Here is a 14508-nt window from a genome sequence, read left to right as displayed (position 1 = left end):
GAAGGGCCTCCACGGCAATTGTCCGGCAAATGAACGTTTCCTAAACGGTTTCATGGCAGGGTTGCCGCAATTCCGGCATCAGAACAGGAAATCCGATGCAAACGTCGTTTGGCACCGGGCAAACAAGCAGGGACAGTGCGGATCTGGCTTTCACCGATCCGCTGACCGGCCTCGGCAACCACCGCCGCTTCTTCGACAAGATCGACCGGCTGATCGCCGAGCGCGCGGAGGATCCGGCCCCCTTCACCGTCGGCATTCTCGACCTCGACGGCTTCAAGCCCATCAACGACCTGTTCGGCCACAGGGCCGGCGACGAGATCCTGATGCAGGTCGCCATGCGGCTGCGCGCCTCGATGGACAGCAACTCCATCGTCTGCCGCATCGGCGCGGACGAGTTCGCGTTCCTCTATCCGCTGGTGTTCTCCGAGGAAGCCGCGACCGAGCGGGCGCGCATGCTGATCGAGATCCTGTCGGCGCCCTATGACGTCGGCGAGCGCACGGCCCGCCTTTCGGCCTCGGTCGGCTGTTCGCTGTTCTATTCCGGCGACGAGACGACGGAAGTCCTGGTCCACAAGGCGGAGACCGCGCTCTATCACGCCAAGCGCTCGGGACGCGGGCAAGTGATGGTCTATACGCGCGAGATGGAGGAAGCCGCCAAGCGCGTCACCCGTATCGAGCAGGCGCTGCGCCGCGCCGTCTCTGCCGGCGAAGTGGAACCGCATTTCCAGCCGATCGTCGACCTAGCCACACGCCGCGTCATCGGCTTCGAGACCCTGGCGCGCTGGACCGACCGGGACCTCGGGCCGGTTTCCCCTTCGGTCTTCATTCCGATCGCCGAGGAGCGCGGCATCATCGGGCCGCTGTCGCAGCTCGTGCTGCGCAAGGCGACCGAAGCGGCGCGAAGCTGGCCGAAGGACCTGTTCCTGTCCTTCAATCTGTCGCCGTCACAACTCGTCGACCAGAACACCGGGCTGCATATCCTGTCGATCCTCGACCGCACTGGCTTCGATCCGCGGCGACTGGAGATCGAGATCACTGAGACCGGCCTGATGAACGACCCGGCCTCGGCGGAGAAGATTGTCGAGGACCTGCGCCGCGTCGGCATTCGCGTGTCGCTCGACGATTTCGGCACCGGACAGTCGTCGCTCGGCCGGCTGCGCGAATTCAACTTCGACAAACTCAAGATCGACCGGGCCTTCGTCTCCTCCATCCTGGAAGACCGCCCGTCAGAGCACATCATCCGGGCGATCCTGGCCATGTGCGAGGGGCTCGGCATGGACGTTGTGGCTGAGGGCATCGAGGAAGAAGCCCAGGCCGACCGGCTGGTGCAGTTCGGCTGCACGGGCGGCCAGGGCTATCTGTTCGGCAAGCCGGCCGACGCCGACACCACCCTCGGCTATCTGCGCGACACGTTCCGGGGCGCGCTGCGCGCCAAGGCTGTCTGAACCGGCGGCCCTCCCGGTCGTCACGTTCCTTCGGAACGCTTTTGTCCGACAAAAGATGCGAATCGGCGCGTTTGCCGCTTGCTCTCGAAGCACCGGCGGCTAGGATGCGCGCCGGCCGCTGAACGCGGCACTGACAAATCCCGGAAGGAATGCACTGATGATGCCATCGGCTCGGTTCGGCGACCTGGAGGGCGCATCCGTCCTCATCACCGGCGGCGGTTCCGGCATAGGGGCGAAACTGACCGAAGGGTTCGCATTGCAGGGCGCCAAGGTCGCCTTCATCGACATCGCCGAGGAGGAAAGCCGCGCCCTGTGCGACACGGTCGAGAAGAGTGCGGGCAACCGGCCGCTCTATCTCAAGGCCGACCTGCGCGACATCGAAGCGCTGCGCGCCGCCGTGGCTCGGGCAATCGACGCCAACGGACCCGTAACGGCGCTGGTCAACAACGCCGCGCGCGACGACCGCCACGCGGCCGAGGACGTCACGCCCGAGAGCTGGAACGGCAATCTGGACATCAATCTCAGGCCGCATTTCTTCACCATCCAAGCGGTGACGCCGGGCATGAAAGCGGCCGGCAAGGGTTCGATCGTCAACTTCACCTCGACCTCCTTCATGCTCAACATGGGCGACATGCCTGCCTATACGGCCGCGAAGGCGGGGATCATCGGCCTCACCAAGGGCATGGCCGGCCGCTACGGCAAGGACGGGATCCGCGTGAACGCCATCGCGCCCGGCTGGATCATTACCGAGCGCCAGCGGGAGTTGTGGGTGACAAAGGACAAGCTTGACGCCCATATCGGCCGCCAGGCGATCCCGAAGATGATGTTGGCCGACGACATGGTGGGGCCGTGCCTGTTCCTCGCGTCGGACGCGTCGGCCATGCTGACGGCACAGACGCTGATCGTCGACGGAGGCCTGCTTTGACCACCCCGGCGATTGCGGCCGCCGACTGGGGTACCACGCGGCTGCGGCTGTGGCTGCTCGACGCGCAGGGCAATGTGGTGGCCGAAAGGCGCGGCGACGACGGAATGACCAGCGCCCGCGAGAAAGGGTTCTCGACCGTCCTCGAAGACCATCTCGCCGCGCTCGGCGCGCCCGACACGCTGCCGGTGGTGATCTGCGGCATGGCGGGAGCCCGCCAGGGCTGGTTGGAAGCGCCCTATGTCGACGTGCCGGCGACGCTGGCCGAGGTCCTGCGGGGCGCGGCGCGCGTCGATGACGCAAGGCGCGACATCCGCATCGTGCCCGGCATGGCGCAGCGCCTCGCCGAAGCGCCGGACGTGATGCGCGGCGAGGAGACGCAGCTTGCGGGGGCGAAGCTCGCCGGCAGAGGCCGTCATCTCGTGTGCATGCCGGGTACCCATTCCAAATGGGTGCGGGTGGAAGACGGCGGCGTGGCCGGCTTCGGCACCTGGCCGACCGGCGAGCTTTATTCCGTGCTCGCCGCCCATTCGATCCTGCGCCATTCGCTGGGCGACCGTCCGGCTTCCGTCGCCGCCGACAATTTGCATTTCCGCAGATGGTGCGAAACAGCCCTGGAGAATGGCGGCGACGTGTCCTCGCGCCTGTTCTCGATCCGCGCGGCGGGCCTGCTTCAAGGGCTTGGTCCCGACGACGCCGCAGCCTGTCTTTCCGGCCTGCTGATCGGCGGGGAAATCGCCTCGGCCAGGCGGCGTCATGAAGCCGGCAAGGAACCGATCATACTGATCACATCGGGCGCGCTTGGCGTGCTCTATTCCGCGGCGCTCGGCCTGGCAGGCCTTGAAATCCAACCCGTGGATGCCGACGAGGCCGTGCGCGCCGGCCTGTTCGAGGCTGCAAATCACAATGGAATGATCGCAGGGGGAACGACCGCATGAGCCCGACCGCACCGTTTCCGTCGCTCAAGCGTGGGCTAGTCGCCATCCTGCGCGGCCTCGATCCGAAGAACGCCGTCGCGGTCGGCCAGGCCGTCCATGCCGCCGGCATCGAAGCGATCGAGGTACCGCTCAATTCGCCACAACCTTTTGCCTCCATCACGCAGCTTGTCGAGGCGCTGCCGGCGAACGCGTTGATCGGCGCGGGCACGGTGCTTTCGCCGCAGGACGTCGACGACCTCAACGAGGCGGGCGGGCGGCTGCTGGTCAGCCCCAACATCGACGCCGGCGTGATGACGCGCGCCGCCGACCACGGCATGGTCACCATGCCTGGCGTGTTCACGCCGACGGAGGCCTTCCAGGCGATCCGTCTCGGCGCCTCGGCGCTGAAGTTCTTCCCCGCTTCCGTGCTGGGCGCGGGCGGCATCGCCGCCGTGCGCGCCGTCCTGCCGAAGGACGTGCCGATCGGTGCGGTTGGCGGGGTCTCCGAAAAGGATTTCGTAGGCTACAAAGCCGTCGGCGTCACCGTGTTCGGGCTAGGGTCCAGCCTGTTCAAGCCCGGAATGAGTGCCGAACAAGTGGGCGAGCGCGCCCGCGCGGCGGTCGCCGCCTGGGACAGCGCCTTCGGAGGCGGAGCATGAGCGAGGTTGGCGTCTCGATCCTGTCCGACCATGTCTGCAAGCTGGGTGAGGGCCCGAGCTACGATCCGGCCACTGGCGTGCTCATCTGGTTCGACATTCTAAACGGCCTGCTGGTCGAACATCGTGACGGAGCCGGAACAAGGACGCATGCGCTCGGTCGCATGGCCAGCGCGGTCGCCGTGGTCGATCCGGACCGGCAGCTCATCTCCGCCGAGGACGGGCTCCATCTGCGCGAGACGGCGACCGGCAGGCTCACCTTGCTCCAGCCGATCGAAGAGGACAATCCGGCGACGCGCTCCAATGACGGGCGGGTGCATCCATGCGGCGCGTTCTGGGTGAGCACGATGGGCAAGAAAGCCGAGAATGGCGCCGGCTCGATCTACTGGTTCTTCAAGGGCGAGTTGCGGCGCCTGTTTTCCGGCGTTTCCATTCCCAATTCCATCGCCTTCTCGCCGAACGGCGCCATCGCCTACTATACGGATTCGGCGACCGGGCTGCTGATGCGCACCGATTGCGATCCTGCAACCGGCCTGCCGCGGGGCGAACCGAAAATCTTCGCCGATCGGGGCGGCCGCAGCGGCGACCATGACGGCTCGGTGGTGGACAATGAAGGCGTGTTGTGGAATGCACGCTGGGGCGAGGCTCGCGTGACTGCCTATGCGCCAGACGGGCGGCTGATGCGGTCCATCGCCATGCAGGCCAAACAGGTGACATGCCCCGCCTTCTTCGGCCCGAATGCCGACCGGCTGGCCGTCACCTCCGCCTGGGCCGACATGGACGACGCCGCGCGTGCAGCCGACCCTCATGCGGGCAAGACCTTCCTGATCGACCTGCCGGTGCAAGGCCGCTTCGAACCACGAGTCGTCCTCTGATCCGACGTCGCGCCGGCAGCGGTGACATGTCGGTTTTTCTCCAGGACAGACCCGGTCAGGGTGCGAGAATGGCCGCGCATTCAAGGAATCACCAGCATGTCGTCGGCCGAACTGATCCTCGTCTATGAGCCGGAGCAGGCTTGCCGCGAGCGCCTTGAGGCGAGCGGCATGGACGCGCCCGCTGCCGCCGAAATCTCTTCCTATCTCGCGCAATCGACCGATCTTGCCGCCGAGTTCGAGGCGATCGCCTTCGAATGCGCCCGTCGCGACATCACCTTCGTTCCGGTGCAACTGGACGACGCGGCGAAGGTCCTGTCCGAACGCGATCCCACGACGACGCTGGTTTGGTCGCTGACCGACGGCATCGCTTATTTCCGGGGCGGTGCCGCGCCCGCGCTGGCGCGCCTCAACGGATTGAAGACCTTGGGCGCCGAGGATTCGCTGTTCGCGCTCTGCCAGGACAAGTTCCGTTCCGGCGTGGTGCTCGGCGCACTCGGGCTTCCGGTTCCGCCGGCGGGTCTTGTGCGCGACGGCGCATGGCTGGCGCCCGCGCCGGCATCCAGAGACGGCTGGTTCGTCAAGCCGAACCGGCTCGGCGCCAAGATCGGCATCTGGCCGGAGTCGCATTGCCGTGAACTGCCGCAGGCATGGGAGATAAGTCGGCGCATCTTTTCCCGCTACTGCGACGACGCCGTCGTCCAACCCTATGTCGCGGGGCGCAATGTGCGGGTCAGTTTTCTCGCTATCGATCCGGAAATGCCGGCCAGCGAGGCACTCGGCGTCTTCTTCGTCGAGTCCGGCGCAGACTTCCAGACCATGGAGGACAGCCTCGCGCTTTACGGCGGCACTGGCGCCGCGGCGAAGGCGGAGAATCGCTACAGCGAGCCCGATCTCGTGCCGGTCGCGTCCGTCCAGCCCGAAGCGGACACCAGGATCCGCGCGCTGTGCCTCGATCTCATGAAAAAACTCGGCCTGCGCGACGTGTTCTCGGTCGATCTGCGCGTCGAACCGGACAATACGCTTCACCTGATCGAATTCGAAGTGTGCCCCGGCCTGCCCTGCTTCGACTTCCGCGCCTATTGCCGCCGGCAATGGAACATGAGCCTGCCCGAAGCGATAGCGGCCGCCGCAGCGGCCCGTCTCGCCATTTAAGGCGTGACCGCCGCGCGGAAACCCTCGCTCGCCTTGAGAAGCCGGCGCGTATAGTCCTGCGAGACGTGATGCGTGGCAAGGTCGGAGGCTTCAAGGTTCTCGACCGTCTCGCCGGCCTGCATCACCATCAGCCGCCTGCACATATGGTTGATGACGGCGAGGTCGTGGCTGACCATCAGGAAGGTCAGGTTGCGGTCACGCCGCACCTGTTCCAGCAGATTCAGCACTTCCGCCTGCACGGAGGCATCGAGCGCCGAGGTCGGCTCGTCCAGCAGCAGGATCGACGGTTCGAGGATCAGCGCGCGGGCGATCGCCACACGCTGGCGCTGGCCGCCGGAAAGCTGGTGCGAATAGCGGAAGCGGAAGCCGGAACCGAGGCCCACCTCGTCGAGCGCGCGGCGGATGCGCCGCTCGCCCTCGCCGATGCCATGGATGGCGAGCGGCTCCTGCAGCAGTCGGTCCACCGTCTGGCGCGGATGCAGGGAGCCGTAGGGGTCCTGGAACACCATCTGGACCTGCCGATAGAAGGCCTTGTCGCGGCGTTTGCCGAGCGGCTTGCCGTTGACTTCGATGGTCCCGGCGGCAACCGGGGCAAGCCCCACGATGGCCCTGAGCAGGGTCGACTTGCCGGAACCGGATTCGCCGACCAGCCCGAAGGATTCGCCGGCCTGGACCTCCAGGCTGACGCCTTTCAGCGCGCGGAAATGATCGAAGACGACTTCCAGACTGGAGGCGGAAAGGGCGGTGGTCATGGACGCTCATTCCCGAGGAATGAACCACGCTGAAAACGATTTATCATCGTGCCCACTCCGCCTGCCGCTCCAGCACCGGCAGTGGGTGCCGGTCGGCGCCGATCTTCGGCATGCAGTCGAGCAGGCCACGCGTGTACGGGTGCTGTGCCCGCGATAGTTCCGACGCCTTCAACTGCTCGACCACCTTGCCGGCATACATGACGACGACGCGGTCGCAGAAGGAGGACACCAGGCGCAGATCGTGCGAGATGAAGACCAGACCCATGCCGCGGTCGGCGACCAGTCTGTCGAGGATGGCCAGCACGTCCAGTTGCACGGTGACGTCGAGCGCCGAGGTGGGTTCGTCGGCGATCACCAACTCCGGCTCGGCGATCAGCATCATGGCGATCATGGCGCGCTGGCCCATGCCGCCGGACACCTCATGCGGATGCAGGTCGAAGACGCGCGCCGGATCGCGGATCTGAACGGCGGCCAGCATGTCGAGCGCGCGGGCCTTCGCCTCGGCTTTCGACACCTTTTCATGGGTGCGCAGCGTCTCGACAATCTGGCGGCCGATGGTCATGACCGGGTCGAGCGAGTATTTCGGATCCTGCAGGATCATGGCGATGCGCTTGCCCCGCAGCCTGCGGCGTTCGGCTGGCGGCGCCGCCAGAAGATCGATGCCGCCAAAGTCGAGTTTCTTCGCCGTCACCTTCGCCTGCGGCGGCGTCAGGCCCATGATGGCGCGGCCGGTCTGCGACTTGCCCGATCCGGATTCGCCGACGATGCCCAGCCGCTCGCGGCCGAGTGAGAAGTAGACGCCGCGCACCGCTTCTATGCTGCCGGTCCGGGTCGGGAAGGTGACGCGCAAATCTTCGACGTCCAGCAGCGTGTCGCTCATCGCCCCCTCCTCACTGATCACCGCTGCGGGGATCGAGCGCGTCGCGCAGCCCGTCGCCGAGGAGATTGAAGCCGAGGCTGACAATCAGGATGGCGACGCCCGGCACGCCGGCGACCCACCACTGGTCGAGGATGAAGCGGCGTCCCGACGCAATCATGGCGCCCCATTCGGGCAGCGGCGGCTGTGCGCCCAGGCCGATGAAGCCGAGGCCGGCGGCGGTCAGGATGATACCCGCCATGTCGAGCGTCACGCGCACGATCAGCGAGGACAGGCACAGCGGCATGATGTGGCGAAGCACGATGCGGAATGGCGAGGCGCCCATCAGCTCCACGGCCTTGATGAAATCGGAATGGCGCACGGTCAACGTCTCTGCGCGGGCGATGCGGGCGTAGGGCGGCCATGAGGTGATGGCGATGGCGAGCACGGCGTTCTCGATACCCGGTCCGAGCGCCGCGACAAAGGCGAGCGCCAGGATCAGCTTGGGGAAGGCCAGGAAGATGTCGGTGATGCGCATCAGGATCGCGTCGATCCAGCCGCCGGCATAGCCCGCGACGGCGCCGACGATAAGCCCGATGGGCGCCGCGATGATGGCGACCAGTACCACGACATAGAGCGTCCAGCGCGAGCCGTAGACGATACGCGAATAGATGTCGCGGCCGAGATCGTCCGTGCCGAACCAGTATTCGGCGCTCGGCGGCAGCAGGCGGGCGTTCTTGAGGTCTCCGATATAGGGCGAGTGCGTGGCCAGGACATCGGCAAGCGCCGCCACGGCGAGCAGCGCCAGGATGATGAACAGCCCAAGCATGGCCAGCCGGTTGGCGGAGAAGCGCCGCCAGGTGACGTAAGCGCGGCCAAGCCGCGCCTGCATGCGCGATGCCGGCCGCTCCGACAGCAGCCATTCGCGGCGAGATATTCTTGCGGCCTCGGAAGTGGTCATGGACAGGCCTCCGATGCTCGACGACTGTCCAGGATACTCCTAACCCCTCCCCTCAAGGGGGAGGGGGAGCTGCCGCACGCCAAGTCCCCCTCCCCCTTGAGGGGAGGGGTTAGGGATGGGGGTGACCTCCAGCGAAGCTCTGTTCTCATCGCACCTTCGTCCTCGGGTCGAGCAGCTTGTAGAGCAGGTCCGACAGGAGATTGATGCCGATGAAGACCGAGCCGATGACGATGGTACCGCCGAGCACGGCGTTCATGTCGGCGTTCTGGAGCGAATCGGTGATGTAGAGGCCGATGCCCGGCCAGGAGAAGACGGTTTCCGTCAGCACCGAGCCTTCGAGCAGCCCGGCGTAGGACAGCGCGATGACCGTCACCATCGGCACGGCCGCGTTGCGCAGCGCATGGCCCCAGATGATGCGCCGCTCTGACAGGCCTTTGGCGCGCGCCGCCACGATATATTCCTGTGTCAGTTCGTTGAGCATGAAGGAACGCGTCATTCGGCTGATATAGGCGAGCGAGAAATAGCCGAGCAGCGAGGCCGGCAGGATGATGTGGCGGAAGGCGTCCCAGAAGACGTCCCATTGCCCCTGCCAGGCGGAATCGATCAGGTAGAAGCCGGTGATCGGCGTGAAGGTGTACTGGTAGACGATGTCCAGCCGGCCCGGAAACGCCACCCAGTTCAGCCTGGCGTAGAACAGCACCAGCGCCAGCAGGCCCAGCCAGAAGATCGGTACCGAATAGCCGATCAGACCGACGACGCGCACGAGCTGATCAATGAAGCTCCCGCGCTTGACCGCTGCCAGCACGCCGAGCGGCACGCCGAGAACGGTGCCGATGAGCGTGCCGACTGTCGCCAGTTCGATGGTCGCGGGGAAGACCCGCCTGATGTCGTCCATGACAGGATGCGTGGTCAGGACCGAGGTGCCGAAATCGCCGTTCAGTGCTGCCTTCAGATAAAGCCAGAACTGCTGGATCAACGGTAGATCCAGGCCCATCTCGCGGCGCGTGCGCTCCACCACGCTCGCCGGCGCGCGATCGCCGAGCACGGCCAGCACCGGATCGATCGGGATCACCCGGCCGATGAAGAAGGTGACGGCCAACAGCCCGAGATAGGTCGTCGCCGCGATCACGAGGAAGCGGCCGATGCCGCTCGCGACCGCGAGCGCGCGACGGTTACCGCCGCGCGTCTCAGCCTGTTGTTCGACAGCACTCAAGGAACGAGCCTTTCGAGCTATTCCTTCGAGACCTCGCTGACGAAATTGGTGTCGAAGCTCGGGCCGAGCTTGAAGCCCTGGAGTTTGCTGCTGATTCCCGCCACTTCGATTTGCTGGTAGATAATCGCGAATGGGCTGGTGTCGAGCACCTTCTGCTGCAGCTCCTTGTACATGTCCGCGCGCTTGGCCGAATCCTTCTCCAGCAGTGCCGCCTCCGTCTGCTTGGTCAGGTCCGGAATATCCCAGGCGTTGCGCCAGGCGAGCGTCGCTACCTTGCCGTCGTCCGAATTGTCGGGATTGGACGCGAAGGTCTGGGCATTGGAGTTGGGGTCGAAATAGTCCTGGCCCCATTGGCCGATATAGATGTCGTGATTACGGGCGCGATACTTGGTCAGGGTCTGCTTGCCGTCGCCGGGAATGATCTCGATCTTGACACCGGCCTGGGCCGCCGTCTGCTGGATCGATTCCGCCATACCGGTGGTCGGCTGGCCGACGCGCACGTCCATCGTCACTTTGAAACCGTCTTTCAGCCCCGCCTTCTCGAGCAGTTCCTTTGCCTTGGCCACGTCGAGCTTGTAGGGGTTCTCGTCCAGTTCGCCCAGATCGCCCTTGGGCAGGAAGGTCTGGTGGATCTCGCCGATTCCCTTGAGCAGGGTCGAGCCGAGCGCGTCATAGTCGATCAGGTACTTGAACGCCTGGCGCACTTCCGGCTTGGCGAGCGTCTCGTTCTTCTGGTTCAGGCTGATGTACCAGACCGTGCCCTTCGGGGCGCTGGTGGTCGTCAGGTTGGAATCGCCGGCGATCGCGTTGAGGTCGTTGGGCTCGAGATTGCGCGCCACGTCGATGTCGCCGTTCTGCAGCGCCAGGCGCTGGGCCGAGCTTTCCTTCATATGGCGATAGATGACGCGGGCGAGCTTGGGTTTGTCGCCCCAGTAATTGTCGTTGCGCTCCATGACGACGGCCTCGTTGGCGCGCCATTCGCGCAGCTTGAAGGGCCCTGAGCCGGCATAGCCGGTCTTGAGCCATGCATTGCCGAAGTCGTTGTCCCATTTGTGGTCGTCGCTCGGCGTCACCGCCTTCGCATGCTCCTTGACCAGCTTGGAATCGACCACCGAGCCTACCGTGGAGGATAGGCAGTTCAGGACGAAGCTCGGCGCGTAGGACTTGTCGACGGTGAACTGGAAGGTGGTGTCGTCGATCGCTTTGGCTTTTTCGGTGACGTTATCGCCGTTGATCCCGAACTGGTCGATGATGAAGGCCGGGCTCAGGTCGAGCTTGACGGCGCGCTCGAAGGAATAGGCGACGTCGGCCGCGGTGATCGGATTGCCGGAAGCGAATTTCAGGCCCGGCTTGAGCTTGAAGGTGTAGGTCAGCCCATCGTCGGAAACAGTCCAGCTTTCGGCCAGGTCGCCCTTGACCTTCGAGGTGTCGTTGAGGTCGAGGCGGACCAGAAGGTCGTAGGTGTTGCCGGTGACTTCGGCCGTGGAAAGCTCGAAGGCCTCGGCCGGGTCCATGGAGATGATGTCGTCGATGGCGAAGCCCTCGACCAGCGTGTCGGCCGGGGTGACCGCGAAGGCGGGCGACGCCGCAAGGGCCGCCGCAAGGGCCGCGCCCGCGAGCCATACGCGGGACTTGAAAGCGAACTGTTCCATTTTCATGTTCTGTGTTCCCTGTTGTTGTTCCGGATTCGTGACCCGGCTGCTTCGCGGTGCGGTCCGCGCCGATCCTATAGACGCCGGCCGACACACCGAAACCTCGACCTTATCCGGCCCGCAAGCGCACGGCAACGCGCTTGGCATCGCCATGCCGAGACAAAGACGCGTCGATCCGCTTGCGATCGCGGCAATTCCGGTCCGTGCGAGCCCTGGCATACAGCAAACCGTCAACTGGTCCTGAGCGGCAGAAGGCACGCTTGCCGGATGGTGTCGTTGACAAGCGGGCGGCATCCCGCCGACATGGCGGGAACGCGGTCGTCAGCGATTGCAAACCGTCACCACGCGGTTACGCCGGGACAGGACGAGGCGCGGCCGGAAGAGGCGCCGGGCTTCTGCCGCAGCAGATGCGGACCGGCGCGTTGGAGAAAAGGCGCGATGGCACGGCTGAGTGCGGGCATCCTTTTCCATAGACGGCAAGGCTCCGCCCCGGAGGTCCTGCTCGTCCATCCGGGCGGACCGTTCTGGGCGCGCCGCGACGAAGGCGCGTGGTCGATCCCCAAAGGCGAGTTCGTCGAGGCGGAGGAAGACGCCGAAAGCGCGGCCCGGCGGGAATTCACGGAAGAGACCGGCTGGCGCTATGACGGCCCGCTCCGGCCATTGGGCCGCGTGAAGCAGGCGGGCGGCAAGACCGTCGTCGCCTTTGCCGCCGTTGCCGATTTCGATACCGCCGCGCTCGCCTCCAATAGCTTCGAGATGGAATGGCCGCCCCGCAGCGGCCGCATGCAAACCTTCCCGGAAATCGACCGGGCCGGCTGGTTCAGCCTCGACCAAGCCCGTCGCCTTATCCTTGCCGGCCAGCGACCGCTGCTCGACGCGCTCGCCGACGCCGGGGCGCACGACAGGCGTTAAACTTCCACGGCGATGACGGCGGCACAGTCGCCCGCCTTGATGAGGCCGGGGAAATGGCGCGCGGTGAGGATGCCCGTCATCTTGGCCCGGATTTCCTGCGGCGCCTGCCCGGTACGGCTGGTGGCGTGGATGCAGGCCACCACGTCGCCTTCCTTGACCGGATCGCCGAGATCGACCAGCGTCTCGACCATGCCGCCCTCCTCCGCGAAGGAGAAGCAGTCGCCGGACGGCATGTCGAGCCATTGGGTCGGCGTCGTCTCGACCTCGCCCGCGACGATCCCGGCATGGCGAAGGACATTCATGACGCCACGCCTTGCCACCCGCACCGTGTGCGCCCGCGACGTGCCGCCGCCGCCGAGTTCGGTGGTCACGAACACCTTGCCGAGATCTTCGGCGGCGGTGTCGTACATGCCGACCGCGTCGATCTCCAGCATCTTCATCGAATAGGGGGCGGAGAACGCTTCGACGGCGGCGAAGGCTTTTTCCTCCTGGGTCTTGTCGGGCAGGATATGCGCGGCGCAGAACGGGAGGAAGTCCAGCGTCCTGCCGCCCGAATGAAAGTCCAGCACGATATTGGCGCGTGGCAGCAGTTCACGCTGAAAATAGTCGGCTATCTTTTCGGTGACCGTCCCGTCCGGCCTGCCGGGGAAGGCGCGGTTCATGTTGCCCCTGTCGATCGGCGAGGTGCGCGTGCCGGCCTGGAAGGCCGGGTAGTTCATGGCCGGGACGATGATGACGGTGCCAGACACATCCTTGGGATCCAGCGTGCGGGCGAGTTCGAACAGCGCCAGCGGCCCCTCGTATTCGTCGCCGTGGTTGCCGCCGGTCAGAAGCGCGGTCGGCCCGGTGCCGTTGCGGATGACGCAGATGGGGATCATCACCGACCCCCAGGCGCTGTCGTCGCGGCTGTAGGGGAGGCGCAGAAAGCCGTGCTGAGCGCCGTCCCTGTCGAAATCGACGGTCGGCACGATTGGTGTCGGCCTCAACATGCTCAGCATGGCGTCAATCCTTCACGAACAGCTTGCGCGGCACGTTAGCCAGGCATTCCACGCCATTGTCGGTGATGAGGATGGACTCGGTGATCTCCAGCCCCATCGTTTCCAGCCACAGGCCGGTCATGAAATGGAACGTCATGCCGGGCTTCAGCTCTGTGCGGTCGCCGGGGCGCAGGCTCATGGTGCGCTCGCCCCAGTCCGGCGGATAGGAAATGCCGATCGGATAGCCGGTGCGGTTGTCCTTGACGATGCCGTATGTCTTCAGGACGGCGAAGAAGGCGTTGGCTATGTCCTCGCAGGTATTGCCGGGCTTCGCCGCCGCCAACCCCGCTTCCATGCCTTCCAGCGTCGCTTTCTCGGCGTCGAGGAAGGCCTGCGTCGGCTTGCCCAGGAAGACGGTGCGCGAGAGCGGGCAGTGGTAGCGGTTATAGCAACCGGCGATCTCGAAGAAGGTGCCTTCGCCCGCCTTCATCGGCTTGTCGTCCCAGGTGAGATGTGGGGCGGACGCGTCGGCGCCCGACGGAAGCAGCGGCACGATCGCCGGATAGTCGCCGCCGATACCGTCGACGCCGCGCGTGCCGGCGTCGTAGATTTCGGCGACGAGATCGCATTTCCTCATGCCCACCTCGATCTTGTCGACGATGCGCTGGTGCATGGCCTCGACGATGCGCGCGGCCTTGCGCATATAGTCTATCTCGGTCGGGCTCTTGACGGCACGCTGCCAGTTCACCAGCGCGGTGGCATCGGAAAACCGCGCGTTCGGCAGATGCTTCTGCAAGGCGGCATAGGCGGCAGCGGAGAACCAGTAATTGTCCATCTCGACGCCGATGCGCTTGCCGCCGAGACCGCGCTCGGTGAGCACCTGCGAGAGGTAATCCATGGGATGGCGCTCGGTCGACTGGACGTAATGGTCGGCATAACCGACGATGTTGTCGTGGGCGAGATAGGCGGTGCGCTTGGCGCCGTTGGCATCCTGGCCGCGCCCGTACCAGATCGGCTCGCCGTCCGGCGGCACGATGACGGCCTGGTGCACGTAGAACGACCAGCCGTCATAGCCGGTCAGCCAGGCCATGTTGGACGGATCCGAGCAGATCAGCACGTCGATGCCCATGGCGTCCATCGCCTTGCGCGTCCTGGCGAGGCGGTCCGCATATTCCTCGCGCGTGAATTTCAGATTGGGCTGCATTGTCTTTCCTCGTT

At 65.5% G+C, this 14508-nt stretch carries 14 protein-coding genes; 7 read left to right on the top strand and 7 right to left on the bottom strand.

What is annotated here, in order from left to right; genetic code table 11:
• The first annotated feature begins 95 nt into the window (after window positions 1–95).
• From ABMA46_RS16090 to ABMA46_RS16065, 6 genes are all read left to right on the top strand, one after another.
• Entirely contained in the window at window positions 96–1445 is a 1350-nt protein-coding gene (locus tag ABMA46_RS16090) for a putative bifunctional diguanylate cyclase/phosphodiesterase (RefSeq protein WP_349000838.1), read from the top strand.
• Window positions 1446–1602: 157 nt separating this feature from the next.
• Window positions 1603–2370 (top strand): SDR family NAD(P)-dependent oxidoreductase, encoded by a 768-nt coding sequence (locus ABMA46_RS16085; protein ID WP_349000837.1) that lies wholly within the window; start codon window positions 1603–1605, stop codon window positions 2368–2370.
• Entirely contained in the window at window positions 2367–3305 is a 939-nt protein-coding gene (locus tag ABMA46_RS16080; RefSeq protein WP_349000836.1) for a 2-dehydro-3-deoxygalactonokinase, read from the top strand. Before ABMA46_RS16085 ends, ABMA46_RS16080 begins: the two co-directional genes overlap by 4 nt.
• Window positions 3302–3943, top strand: coding sequence for a 2-dehydro-3-deoxy-6-phosphogalactonate aldolase (locus tag ABMA46_RS16075; RefSeq protein ID WP_349000835.1), 642 nt, complete (start codon window positions 3302–3304; stop codon window positions 3941–3943). Before ABMA46_RS16080 ends, ABMA46_RS16075 begins: the two co-directional genes overlap by 4 nt.
• Entirely contained in the window at window positions 3940–4815 is an 876-nt protein-coding gene (locus tag ABMA46_RS16070; RefSeq protein ID WP_349000833.1) for an SMP-30/gluconolactonase/LRE family protein, read from the top strand. Before ABMA46_RS16075 ends, ABMA46_RS16070 begins: the two co-directional genes overlap by 4 nt.
• A gap of 96 nt (window positions 4816–4911) precedes the next feature.
• Window positions 4912–5967, top strand: coding sequence for a D-alanine--D-alanine ligase family protein (locus ABMA46_RS16065; protein WP_349000832.1), 1056 nt, complete (start codon window positions 4912–4914; stop codon window positions 5965–5967).
• On the opposite strand, the gene ABMA46_RS16060 is transcribed toward ABMA46_RS16065, so the two are convergent.
• From ABMA46_RS16060 to ABMA46_RS16040, 5 genes are all read right to left on the bottom strand, one after another.
• Window positions 5964–6719: an ABC transporter ATP-binding protein gene (locus tag ABMA46_RS16060; RefSeq protein ID WP_349000830.1), complete on the bottom strand. Its 756-nt coding sequence runs from the start codon at window positions 6717–6719 to the stop codon at window positions 5964–5966. The genes ABMA46_RS16065 and ABMA46_RS16060 overlap by 4 nt on opposite strands.
• 43 nt (window positions 6720–6762) lie before the next feature.
• Window positions 6763–7599, bottom strand: coding sequence for an ABC transporter ATP-binding protein (locus ABMA46_RS16055; protein WP_349000829.1), 837 nt, complete (start codon window positions 7597–7599; stop codon window positions 6763–6765).
• Window positions 7600–7609: 10 nt separating this feature from the next.
• Window positions 7610–8536 (bottom strand): nickel transporter permease, encoded by a 927-nt coding sequence (nikC, locus tag ABMA46_RS16050; protein ID WP_349000827.1) that lies wholly within the window; start codon window positions 8534–8536, stop codon window positions 7610–7612.
• Window positions 8537–8681: 145 nt separating this feature from the next.
• Window positions 8682–9749: an ABC transporter permease gene (locus tag ABMA46_RS16045; protein WP_349000825.1), complete on the bottom strand. Its 1068-nt coding sequence runs from the start codon at window positions 9747–9749 to the stop codon at window positions 8682–8684.
• A 17-nt stretch (window positions 9750–9766) separates the two neighbouring features.
• A complete protein-coding gene (locus ABMA46_RS16040; RefSeq protein ID WP_349000824.1) occupies window positions 9767–11407 on the bottom strand; it encodes an ABC transporter substrate-binding protein in 1641 nt (546 codons plus the stop codon).
• Window positions 11408–11839: 432 nt separating this feature from the next.
• Between ABMA46_RS16040 and ABMA46_RS16035 the strand changes: the two genes are divergently transcribed.
• Window positions 11840–12313, top strand: coding sequence for an NUDIX hydrolase (locus ABMA46_RS16035; protein ID WP_349000821.1), 474 nt, complete (start codon window positions 11840–11842; stop codon window positions 12311–12313).
• On the opposite strand, the gene doeB is transcribed toward ABMA46_RS16035, so the two are convergent.
• Together doeB and doeA are read right to left on the bottom strand one after the other, a co-directional pair.
• A complete protein-coding gene (gene doeB / locus ABMA46_RS16030; protein ID WP_349000820.1) occupies window positions 12310–13311 on the bottom strand; it encodes a N(2)-acetyl-L-2,4-diaminobutanoate deacetylase DoeB in 1002 nt (333 codons plus the stop codon). The genes ABMA46_RS16035 and doeB overlap by 4 nt on opposite strands.
• Window positions 13312–13315: 4 nt before the next feature.
• On the bottom strand, window positions 13316–14494 hold the full coding sequence (gene doeA, locus ABMA46_RS16025) for an ectoine hydrolase DoeA (protein ID WP_349000818.1): 1179 nt from the start codon (window positions 14492–14494) through the stop codon (window positions 13316–13318).
• Window positions 14495–14508 lie beyond the last annotated feature (14 nt).

The organism is Mesorhizobium hunchu (assembly GCF_040081975.1).
Classification (GTDB): domain Bacteria; phylum Pseudomonadota; class Alphaproteobacteria; order Rhizobiales; family Rhizobiaceae; genus Mesorhizobium; species Mesorhizobium hunchu.
The sequence above is the reverse complement of the archived record's forward strand: the minus strand, read 5'-3'. Positions and strand labels throughout refer to the sequence as shown.

Bases quoted from the DNA above. Each gene is read 5' to 3' on its own strand.
- ABMA46_RS16090 (WP_349000838.1), top strand. From the start codon at position 96: ATGCAAACGTCGTTTGGCACCGGGCAAACAAGCAGGGACAGTGCGGAT.
- ABMA46_RS16085 (WP_349000837.1), top strand. From the start codon at position 1,603: ATGATGCCATCGGCTCGGTTCGGCGACCTGGAGGGCGCATCCGTCCTC.
- ABMA46_RS16075 (WP_349000835.1), top strand. From the start codon at position 3,302: ATGAGCCCGACCGCACCGTTTCCGTCGCTCAAGCGTGGGCTAGTCGCC.
- ABMA46_RS16070 (WP_349000833.1), top strand. From the start codon at position 3,940: ATGAGCGAGGTTGGCGTCTCGATCCTGTCCGACCATGTCTGCAAGCTG.
- ABMA46_RS16065 (WP_349000832.1), top strand. From the start codon at position 4,912: ATGTCGTCGGCCGAACTGATCCTCGTCTATGAGCCGGAGCAGGCTTGC.
- ABMA46_RS16060 (WP_349000830.1), bottom strand. From the start codon at position 6,719: ATGACCACCGCCCTTTCCGCCTCCAGTCTGGAAGTCGTCTTCGATCAT.
- ABMA46_RS16055 (WP_349000829.1), bottom strand. From the start codon at position 7,599: ATGAGCGACACGCTGCTGGACGTCGAAGATTTGCGCGTCACCTTCCCG.
- nikC (WP_349000827.1), bottom strand. From the start codon at position 8,536: ATGACCACTTCCGAGGCCGCAAGAATATCTCGCCGCGAATGGCTGCTG.
- ABMA46_RS16040 (WP_349000824.1), bottom strand. From the start codon at position 11,407: ATGAAAATGGAACAGTTCGCTTTCAAGTCCCGCGTATGGCTCGCGGGC.
- ABMA46_RS16035 (WP_349000821.1), top strand. From the start codon at position 11,840: ATGGCACGGCTGAGTGCGGGCATCCTTTTCCATAGACGGCAAGGCTCC.
- doeB (WP_349000820.1), bottom strand. From the start codon at position 13,311: ATGCTGAGCATGTTGAGGCCGACACCAATCGTGCCGACCGTCGATTTC.
- doeA (WP_349000818.1), bottom strand. From the start codon at position 14,494: ATGCAGCCCAATCTGAAATTCACGCGCGAGGAATATGCGGACCGCCTC.